At 65.5% G+C, this 3616-nt stretch carries 8 protein-coding genes; all 8 read right to left on the reverse strand.

The features are described 5' to 3' along the window. Positions 1-106: 106 nt before the first annotated feature. Positions 107-544 (reverse strand): 50S ribosomal protein L15, encoded by a 438-nt coding sequence (gene rplO / locus IT472_RS03465; protein ID WP_297178426.1) that lies wholly within the window; start codon positions 542-544, stop codon positions 107-109. Positions 545-548: 4 nt separating this feature from the next. Further along, positions 549-734: a 50S ribosomal protein L30 gene (rpmD, locus tag IT472_RS03470; protein WP_297178430.1), complete on the reverse strand. Its 186-nt coding sequence runs from the start codon at positions 732-734 to the stop codon at positions 549-551. Beyond that, on the reverse strand, positions 727-1266 hold the full coding sequence (gene rpsE, locus IT472_RS03475) for a 30S ribosomal protein S5 (protein WP_297178433.1): 540 nt from the start codon (positions 1264-1266) through the stop codon (positions 727-729). The genes rpmD and rpsE overlap by 8 nt, the downstream gene beginning before the upstream one ends. A gap of 184 nt (positions 1267-1450) precedes the next feature. Beyond that, a complete protein-coding gene (rplR, locus tag IT472_RS03480; RefSeq protein WP_297178435.1) occupies positions 1451-1804 on the reverse strand; it encodes a 50S ribosomal protein L18 in 354 nt (117 codons plus the stop codon). Between the two features lie 75 nt (positions 1805-1879). Then, complete coding sequence (gene rplF, locus IT472_RS03485; RefSeq protein ID WP_297178438.1) at positions 1880-2407, reverse strand: 50S ribosomal protein L6; 528 nt, start codon at positions 2405-2407, stop codon at positions 1880-1882. Between the two features lie 13 nt (positions 2408-2420). Next, entirely contained in the window at positions 2421-2816 is a 396-nt protein-coding gene (gene rpsH, locus IT472_RS03490; protein ID WP_297178439.1) for a 30S ribosomal protein S8, read from the reverse strand. Between the two features lie 161 nt (positions 2817-2977). After that, positions 2978-3283, reverse strand: coding sequence for a 30S ribosomal protein S14 (gene rpsN / locus IT472_RS03495; RefSeq protein ID WP_297178443.1), 306 nt, complete (start codon positions 3281-3283; stop codon positions 2978-2980). A gap of 9 nt (positions 3284-3292) precedes the next feature. Further along, on the reverse strand, positions 3293-3616 hold a 324-nt coding region (gene rplE, locus IT472_RS03500), incomplete at its 5' end, for a 50S ribosomal protein L5 (protein ID WP_297178446.1).

The following is a 3616-nucleotide window of genomic DNA, read 5'->3' on the forward strand; positions in this document are numbered from 1 at the left end:
AACGATCAGCGCCCCGACCACGAACAGCAGCCGGGAACGCAGCTCCGCGAACTTGCCGGCGCCGAGCAGCCCGGCCATCGATTCCGCGCTTCGCGACATGCGCCGCTTACTCCGCCAGGCTGCCGCCAGCGGCTTCGATCGCGGCCTTGGCGCCCGCGGTCGCAGCGATGCCCTTGAGCGCGTAAGCCTTGGTCACGCCACCCTTGACCACCACCTTGGCACGCTTGGCGGTGCTCGGCACCAGACCCGCCGCTTGCAGGGTCGCAAAGTCGACATCACCCGCCGGCAGCTTGTCCAACTGGTACAGCAGCACTTCGGCGTTGTCCTTGGCCTGCATCGAGGCGAAGCCGATCTTCGGCAGACGACGCTGCATCGGCGACTGCCCGCCTTCGAAGCCGGCCTTGATCTTGCCCTTGCCCGAACGCGCGAACGAGCCCTTGTGGCCGCGGCCACAGGTCTTGCCCAGGCCGGAACCGATGCCACGACCGACGCGCTTGGCGACCTGGCGGGCACCCTCGGCAGGGCTCAGAGTATTCATCTTCATGGAATCAATCCTCGACCTTGACCAGGTAATGCAACTGGTTGATCAAACCACGCACCTGCGGGCTGTCCTTCAGTTCACGGACGCTGCCCACCTTGCCGAGGCCCAATGCCTTGACCGACAGGCGATGCCGCGACTGCGTGCCGCCCAGCCCCTTGACCAGGCGGACCTTGATGGTCTTGTTCTCAGACATGGGTCAGGTCCTCCACGTTCTTGCCGCGCTTGGCCGCGATCCGGGCCGGCGACTGCATCGCCTGCAGGCCCTTGACGGTGGCGCGTACCAGATTGATCGGATTGCGCGAGCCGACGGCCTTGGCCAACACGTCCTTGACGCCCACGGCTTCCAGCACAGCGCGCATCGCGCCACCGGCGATCACGCCGGTGCCTTCGGAGGCCGGCTGCATGAACACGCGTGCCGCGCCGTGGCCGGCCTTCACCGCATGGAACAGGGTGCCGTTCTTGAGGTCAACGCTGCTCATGTTCTTGCGCGCGGATTCCATCGACTTCTGGATGGCCACCGGCACTTCGCGCGCCTTGCCATAGCCGAAACCGACCTTGCCCGCGCCGTCACCCACCACCGTCAGCGCGGTGAAGGTGAACTGGCGGCCACCCTTGACGGTCTTGCTGACGCGGTTGACCGCGACCAGCTTCTCGATCATGCCGTCATCGACTTCTTCGCGCTCGTGCTTGCGGTCACGCCCGCGCGGTTCACGTTGTTCTGCCATTTCGATGTCTCGATAGTTGTAGGGATTTGCGGCATCGCCGCTTATCGTTGTTGAGTACCGCGGGTGCCCCGCGTCCGCCGCAACCGGCGAAGGCGACCGATGCAATCCGCATCGGCAGTCACGCATGCATGGGGGCGCAGCCCCGATGCATCAACCACGGACGGACCCCAGGGCCCGCCCGCCATCAGAACTGCAGGCCGCCCTCGCGGGCCGCGTCGGCCAGCGCCTTGATGCGGCCGTGGTAGCGGTAGCCCGAGCGGTCGAAGGCGACCTTCTCGATCCCCGCCGCCTTGGCGCGCTCGGCGATCACCTGACCCACCTTGGCAGCGGCCTCGGCGTTCTTGCCGCTCTTCAGGCCGCTCATGACATCGGCCTGCACGGTGGAGGCCGAAGCCAGCACCTTGGCACCGTCGGCGGTGAACAATTGGGCGTAGAGATGCTGGCCGGTGCGCAGCACCGACAGGCGCGGCACGCCGAGATTGCGGATGTGCGCACGGGTCGACTTGGCGCGACGCAGGCGGGCGATGTTCTTGTCCATGTGTCTTTACCTCGGAAGCGGATCGACGGGTTGCGGGGAGCAACAGCGGGCGAAATGCCCGTGCGGCGCACCCGGTTACGCCTTCTTGGCTTCCTTGCGGAGAATGGTTTCGTTGGAATACTTGACGCCCTTGCCCTTGTAGGGCTCCGGCGGACGGTAGCCACGGATCTTGGCAGCGACTTCGCCGACCATCTGCTTGTCCGCGCCGGCGACCAGGATTTCGGTCTGGGTGGGCGTGGTGATGGTGATGCCAGCCGGCGGGCTGAACAGGATCGGGTGCGAGTAACCCAGCGCGAGGCTGAGGTCCTTGCCCTGCATGGAGGCGCGATAACCCACGCCGACCAGGTCGAGCTTGCGCTCGAACCCGCTGCTGACGCCGTGCACCATGTTGGCGACGATCGCGCGCAGGGTGCCGGTCAACGGCACCAGCGACGGCTCGTTGGCCGACAGCAGGGCGTTTCCGTCCTCGATCTTGACATCGATGCCGGCCGGCTTGGCGATGCTCAGGGTGCCCTTCGGGCCCTTGACACTGATGGCGTCCGGCTGGACGCTGACTTCGACACCCTTGGCCAGGGCGACTGGCTTCTTGGCAACTCGTGACATGGTCGGATCTCCCTTACGCCACGATGCACAGGACTTCGCCGCCGACGCCCTGCTGGCGCGCCTGCGAATCGGTCATGATGCCCTTGGAGGTGGAAATGATGGCGACGCCGAGGCCATTCAGCACCTTCGGCAGCGCATCCTTGCCGCGGTAATTGCGCAGGCCCGAGCGCGACACGCGCTTGAGGGTCTCGATCACCGGCTTGCCCTCGAAATACTTCAGCGCGATCTCGAGGTCGGCCTTGGCGCCGTTCGGGGTCACGCGAACATCGGCGATGTAGCCCTCGTCCTTGAGGACGTTGGCAATCGCCACCTTGGTCTTGGAGGACGGCATCTTCACCGCCGGCTTGCCGACCGCAGCCGCATTCTTGATGCGGACCAGCATGTCGGCGATGGGATCAGTCATGCTCATGTAGGTTCACCTGGATGAGTAGCACCGATATCCGCTTTCGCGAAAATCTGTCGGATTGTGGGCGCCGGAGGACGGCGCGACGTTCAACCGAATGCCCGCGGGTGCGGGCATCGGGTTCCCTGCTTTTTGGCGGGAGCCGCCCAGTGTAGCAGGAAAACGGTTTACCAGCTCGCCTTGCGCAGGCCAGGGACGTCGCCGCGCATGGTGGCTTCGCGCAGCTTGTTGCGGCCGAGACCGAACTTGCTGTAGACGCCGCGCGGCCGGCCGGTCAGGGCACAGCGCGTGGTCTGGCGAGATGGCGAGGAATCGCGCGGCAGCTTCTGCAGCTTGGTCGCGGCCGCCATCTTCTCCTCGTAGGACGCATCCTGGCTGGAGATGATCTTCTTGAGCGCGGCGCGCTTGGCGCCATGCTGCTTGGCCAGCTTGGCGCGCTTGACCTCGCGGTTGACCATGGAAGTCTTGGCCATGATGTGTCCTTAGTTGCGGAACGGGAAGCGGAAGGCTTCGAGCAGGGCCTTGGCCTCGGCATCGGTCTTCGCGGTGGTGGTGATGGCGATGTCCATGCCACGCATGGCGTCGACGGCGTCGAAGTCGATCTCCGGGAAGATGATCTGCTCCTTGACGCCCATGTTGAAATTGCCGCGGCCGTCGAACGAACGCCCGGACACGCCGCGGAAGTCACGCACGCGCGGCAGCGAGATGTTGATCAGGCGGTCGAGGAACTCGAACATGTGGGCGCGACGCAGGGTCACCTTGCAGCCGATCGGCCAGCCGTCGCGGATCTTGAACGAAGCAACCGA

The organism is Thermomonas sp. (genome assembly GCF_020850895.1).
Taxonomy (GTDB): domain Bacteria; phylum Pseudomonadota; class Gammaproteobacteria; order Xanthomonadales; family Xanthomonadaceae; genus Thermomonas.